This is a genomic window from Paenibacillus sp. P4_A7, assembly GCF_056402455.1.
On record NZ_JBFUHJ010000428.1, the window covers coordinates 1 to 4,863 of the forward strand.

6 protein-coding genes are annotated in these 4,863 nt (G+C 41.9%); 4 read left to right on the forward strand and 2 right to left on the reverse strand.

Annotation, left to right across the window (positions count from 1 at the left end; genetic code table 11):
• Positions 1 to 546: amidohydrolase family protein (locus tag AC1DWN_RS28050; protein WP_477562172.1), on the reverse strand; the 546-nt coding region annotated here is incomplete at its 3' end.
• Positions 547 to 695: 149 nt separating this feature from the next.
• Here AC1DWN_RS28050 and AC1DWN_RS28055 point away from each other — a divergent pair.
• Positions 696 to 932 carry a DinB family protein gene (locus AC1DWN_RS28055; RefSeq protein WP_477562173.1) on the forward strand — a complete coding sequence of 79 codons (237 nt, stop codon included), beginning with the start codon at positions 696 to 698 and terminating at the stop codon, positions 930 to 932.
• A 272-nt stretch (positions 933 to 1,204) separates the two neighbouring features.
• On the opposite strand, the gene AC1DWN_RS28060 is transcribed toward AC1DWN_RS28055, so the two are convergent.
• Positions 1,205 to 2,041, reverse strand: a complete 837-nt coding sequence (locus AC1DWN_RS28060) for an AraC family transcriptional regulator (RefSeq protein ID WP_477562174.1) — start codon at positions 2,039 to 2,041, stop codon at positions 1,205 to 1,207.
• 237 nt (positions 2,042 to 2,278) lie between these two features.
• Here AC1DWN_RS28060 and AC1DWN_RS28065 point away from each other — a divergent pair, with 237 nt between their 5' ends.
• The 3 genes from AC1DWN_RS28065 to AC1DWN_RS28075 form a co-directional block, all read left to right on the forward strand.
• A complete protein-coding gene (locus AC1DWN_RS28065; protein ID WP_477562175.1) occupies positions 2,279 to 3,553 on the forward strand; it encodes an ABC transporter substrate-binding protein in 1,275 nt (424 codons plus the stop codon).
• 122 nt (positions 3,554 to 3,675) lie between these two features.
• The gene (locus AC1DWN_RS28070) at positions 3,676 to 4,443 is read left to right on the forward strand and encodes a hypothetical protein (RefSeq protein WP_477562176.1); all 768 of its coding nucleotides are present in this window, start codon (positions 3,676 to 3,678) and stop codon (positions 4,441 to 4,443) included.
• Between the two features lie 46 nt (positions 4,444 to 4,489).
• On the forward strand, positions 4,490 to 4,863 hold a 374-nt coding region (locus tag AC1DWN_RS28075), incomplete at its 3' end, for an ABC transporter ATP-binding protein (RefSeq protein ID WP_477562177.1).

The window sequence follows — 4,863 nt, forward strand, 5'->3', positions numbered from 1 at the left end:
CAGTTCCATTCCTCCAGGTAACTCAGGAGCAATAGTAACCATTTTAATGAGTGAGCCTGCTTCCTGAAAAATGATCTTCATTTCATCTAAGTTGGGATGACGTAAATACTTTTCATTCTGCATTCCTTTCCGCTTCGGGTTCAAATAAGGTCCCTCTAAGTGAATCCCTGCGATCTTTGCTCCCACCTCTTGACCTATTACACGCTTGACGCTACGAATCATTTCTAGCAGATCCTCCATCGTAGAACTAACAGATGTAGCCAGAAATGAGGTGCACCCTGTTGAAGCGCAAGCACGTGAAACCTCTTGAATACTTTCTTCAGAACCGTCCATCATATCCAAACCATTGGCACCGTGGATATGAACATCGATCATCCCTGGTACTAACAGATGGCCCCGGCAATCAATCCGTTCATACTCTTCATTTAAAATAGAAAGATCACCTGTGTCTATCTTCATAATTTCCCCTTCAGTAATCCAAACATTGGCCGATGGGATGATTCTGTCTTGAAGTACAACTTGTACATTATGCAAAATAGTAGACATAGTGATCCTCCTCAATATGGTTATCAATCATTACCAGTGGTTTATCCTGTTAAAATAGATCACACGAAGCAGCGAAAAATAGTACTGAGTCATAGTTTCTTGTTATATAATTATGGTTGAAATTGCCATTTGTGTTTGGAGGAGATAGTATGGATGAGTTTAAACCATTTTTATTTGCAACTAGAGAGCGATTGCTAAATGAGATCTCATCTCTTAATGACGATGAGTTTAATCGTACAATTGATAGTAATAAGTGGAGTATAGCTCAGATTTGTCATCATTTAATGAAAACAGAAACTTTGTTCAGTAAGGCCATTTTATTTGGACTTGATCAAAGAATTCTATCTAAAAATGAATGGAATCGACTGAGGAAGATTGTACATTGACCCGTAATTCCAATGCTCGAACGCGACGTAACGCCCATCCTCCGTTTTAAAATAATTAGCGTCTAGTACAACAAAATGATAGTCTCCAAAATCAAAGGAATAATAATTGCGCTCCATCCCGATGAACGCCATGAACGCGTCACGTGAACTGATATCTGTATCATGATTGCCGATAACATGGAATTTTGGTCCGGTAAAATGGTTCCAAATATGTAGAATCCGTTCGTTCTCCGGCTTGTTTTGTCATGAGTGATCCCTCCATTATGTAGTGCCTAATGACTCTCCCTGTATTGGGTCGGTTTCATACCTTCATGAGCCATAAACTTTTTGTTGAAATAATTCGCATTGATATAACCCGACTCGATCGCGATACGTTTGATCGACCAATCCTTTTTCTCGATCAGCAATTGCTTCGCCAATTGTAATCTGCATAAGGTAACGAATTCCACCGGACTAAGCTGGGTCAATTTGCGAAACAGTCTGCAGAAGTAAAATTGGCTAATCTCCGCTTTCTCTGCCCATTCCTCAAGTATAAAAGGAAGATGCGCTTGTTTCTGAATTTGCGGAAGCAGCTTGAGTAGCCTGTCTGCTGCCTCTGTTCCTTTATTTATGGTTAACGGGATTGCATTGCTTACAAACTCAGCAATAATTCCATAGGTTAAACAAGACAATCGGCTGTAATGAAGAGCTTCATCTTTCTCAGCCTCCGTGAGCAGAACATGATAGAGCTGTTCAAATGAGCTCATATCTTTTAGCGTCCATATAGACGAGCGGTGAAAACCCCGATCAATCAGAAATTGCATTAACTCAGGTCCTCCGTAAAAATGTACCCACCTCAATTCCCACGGTTCATCTTTGCTGCTATAGTACAATTGGCGCTGGTTCGGGAAATAAAGATAACAATCTCCTTTGACCAGCGTGTACTGACGGTCACCAACATCCACGTATCCTTTCCCGTCAACAATGACATGAATGCTAAATGTATTCCACGATCCCTTGTCGCGTCCCACAAAATGATCCGGCCACTGACCATACCATCCTACAGATTCAGGCAAACAAAAAAAGGGGTGCTCAGAGAGAATCGGAATATATGTATTTCTAAATAACATCGGCGACACTCCTTTAATGGTCAATATAGTTCCATATTGAACAAGATAATACAATTTATCTTTATCTATTCTTCGAATATACTGACAATATAGTTCCAATCCACTTCGAAAAGGAGGTAAATGATCCTTAGTTTGATGATGATAACGTTGTTTTGACAGCGTTATCATTAATCTGCATGATATCACTTTTTGAGCATCTTGTCTTATGAATGACCAATTTAAATTAGGGGTGTTCCTATGAAAAAGTCAATATCCATTCTTCTGATCATGATGTTCTTAATCCTAACTGCTTGTTCCAATACAGATGACTCAAAGCAAAAAGGGGCTAAACCGGAGGAAGGAATGAAACCGGTTACACTCACTGTCATGCCAGTTTCGGTAGGAATTAACGAAGAAGATTTCAAACTGCTGTTCACAGACCCAGTCAAAGCGAAATATCCGAACATTACCGTAGAATTGTTCAAAGGTCCGGAAGGAGCGGAACTTGAAGAGCTAATCGCTGCGAAAAATACGCCGGACATGATGTTGATCTGGAACGGTGCCATGCCTTCTGTGAAGCAACATGAACTGTTCCAGGACATTACTCCTTATATTGAGAAAGAAGGCGTGGATATTAATCGTTTTGAACCGGTCGTTCTGGATACGATTCGAAACGTATCGGATAAAGGCGAGTTATACGGACTGCCTTTCGCTATGCAGTTGAATGCGCTGTATTATAACCAAGAAATTTTCGATCAATTCGGCGTTTCTTATCCTACAGACGGTATGACGTGGGAGCAAGTAACGGAGCTTTCCAAACAAGTTACAGGAAAAATTGACGGTATGCAATATAGCGGTCTAAGTCCGGAGCATCTGGAGCGGTTATCATTTCCACTCGGCATCGTTACGATTGATGAGAAGACGAATAAAGCCAGCATCAATAACGATCAGTGGAAGCTAGCATTCCAAACGGCGTACAATATTTACAAAATTCCGGGCAATGAGAAAGGTACTGAATGGGCATTCACGAACAAGACAGGCGCGATGATTGCTGCCATGAATATATTCCCTAGTTTAATGACAATGTCTGCGGAAGGGTTTACGAAATGGGATGTTGTCCAATATCCAAGCTTTCCAGGGCATGAGAACACATACGGCATGGTTGACGCACACATTCTGACGATCAATAGCACGTCCGAACATCCGGATGAAGCGATGAAAGCGATCAGCGTCATCACATCCGATGAAGTTCAGAAGCTCAGCGCATCGAAGACAATGCGCGTAACGGCTCTGACAAATCCGGATGTTCAAAATGCTTTTGGCGCCGACAACCCTTATTTGAAAGGGAAAAATATCGCAGGTATCTTCAAAAGCAAACCTGCCCCAGCTCCTGTATTTTCTCCATACAACGGAGACGGCATGGGAATAGCGAATAAAAAATTCGACGAATATTTGGCTGGAAAAGATCTGAACACGGCTTTGCGTGAAGCAGAAGAGGAAATTAATAAGGTGCTCTCTGAGAAGCAGGAATAAGGATAAGGGCTGTCCGGCAGGGCAGCCCTTGAAGTCCAAAAAATTATAAGAGACGTTCGCATTAATAAACCGAACTGTCGGCAACGAACATGCAATCCAAAGCTGTGTAGGAGGTTATCATCATGCTGAAACAATTACTTGGCCTGCTATTCAGAAATCCGCTGTTGTTGATATACCCGATCGTATTGGATGGTCTTTCATATATTGTGGGACTAATGATTGTGGGATTTATTGGAACACCGTCATTATCCTATCGTCTTATTCTTGAGATGGGGCTTCCATCGGTTAGTTATGTCAGCAATATCCCGCAATTCGTTAACCAGCTGCAGTTTATGGGGGGGGCGGTTCCGGTAAGCGCATGGTTTGCTGTGTTGACCATGCTGCTTACCACGGTCTTTACTCAAGGCGGATATATTGCCTCACTGCGAAATGCTGTTGAAGGGCAGCCGATTTCATTGCGGCAATTTATGAGAGACGGGAAAAGTCACTGGGTCCGCTTTATCTTCATGTTTCTGATTTTCACGGCAGCAAAAACGGCTTTGACGACACTTCTGGTTGCGTTATTTAACGCCATTGGTTTATTCCTTTCCCTCGTTATAATTGTAATTCTTCGGATTAGATATATTTATGTGGAATATTGTATCGTTATCGATCGATTGAATGTCGATGCAGCTTTTCGACAAAGCCGTCGCTATGTTCAAGCTTCAAATTTCAAGACGTTGGGTCTCGTAGTCGTATTGTTCATTGCGTCGGGTACGATTAGCCTATTACTGCACTGGGTATGGAGTCCGGTTGCCGTCATGGCTGCTATACCGGTATGTGCAGTTGTCATTGGTGCAATACAACTGGCCTTCATGCAGCAGCTATGTCAAACCAAACAAACATTTTGATGATGACTATACAGGGGTATACAAAAAAGCAAGGGAGGAACATTCATTGTCGAGAATATATTTTCATCAGGTTCATAAACGTTACGGAAAATTTAAAGAATATGCGGTGAAAGATTTCAATCTGGAAGTACAGGACCAGGAATTTCTCGTCTTTGTTGGTTCTTCAGGCTGCGGGAAGTCGACAACCTTGCGGATGCTTGCGGGATTAGAGGATATTTCGGAAGGCGAAATTTATATCGGCGATACGATTGTGAACGATATGCCGCCCAAAGACCGCGACATTTCGATGGTTTTTCAGAACTATGCGCTTTATCCGAACATGTCTGTCTACGAAAATATTGCTTTTGGCTTACAGATGAGAAAGCTTCCAAAGCATGAAATTGATTTATCTGTAAAACGTGCTGCACGTGTGCTGGAAAT

Excerpts from the sequence above, each read along its gene's own strand:
- AC1DWN_RS28055 (WP_477562173.1), top strand. The coding sequence starts at position 696 with ATGGATGAGTTTAAACCATTTTTATTTGCAACTAGAGAGCGATTGCTA.
- AC1DWN_RS28060 (WP_477562174.1), bottom strand. The coding sequence starts at position 2,041 with ATGTTATTTAGAAATACATATATTCCGATTCTCTCTGAGCACCCCTTT.
- AC1DWN_RS28065 (WP_477562175.1), top strand. The coding sequence starts at position 2,279 with ATGAAAAAGTCAATATCCATTCTTCTGATCATGATGTTCTTAATCCTA.
- AC1DWN_RS28070 (WP_477562176.1), top strand. The coding sequence starts at position 3,676 with ATGCTGAAACAATTACTTGGCCTGCTATTCAGAAATCCGCTGTTGTTG.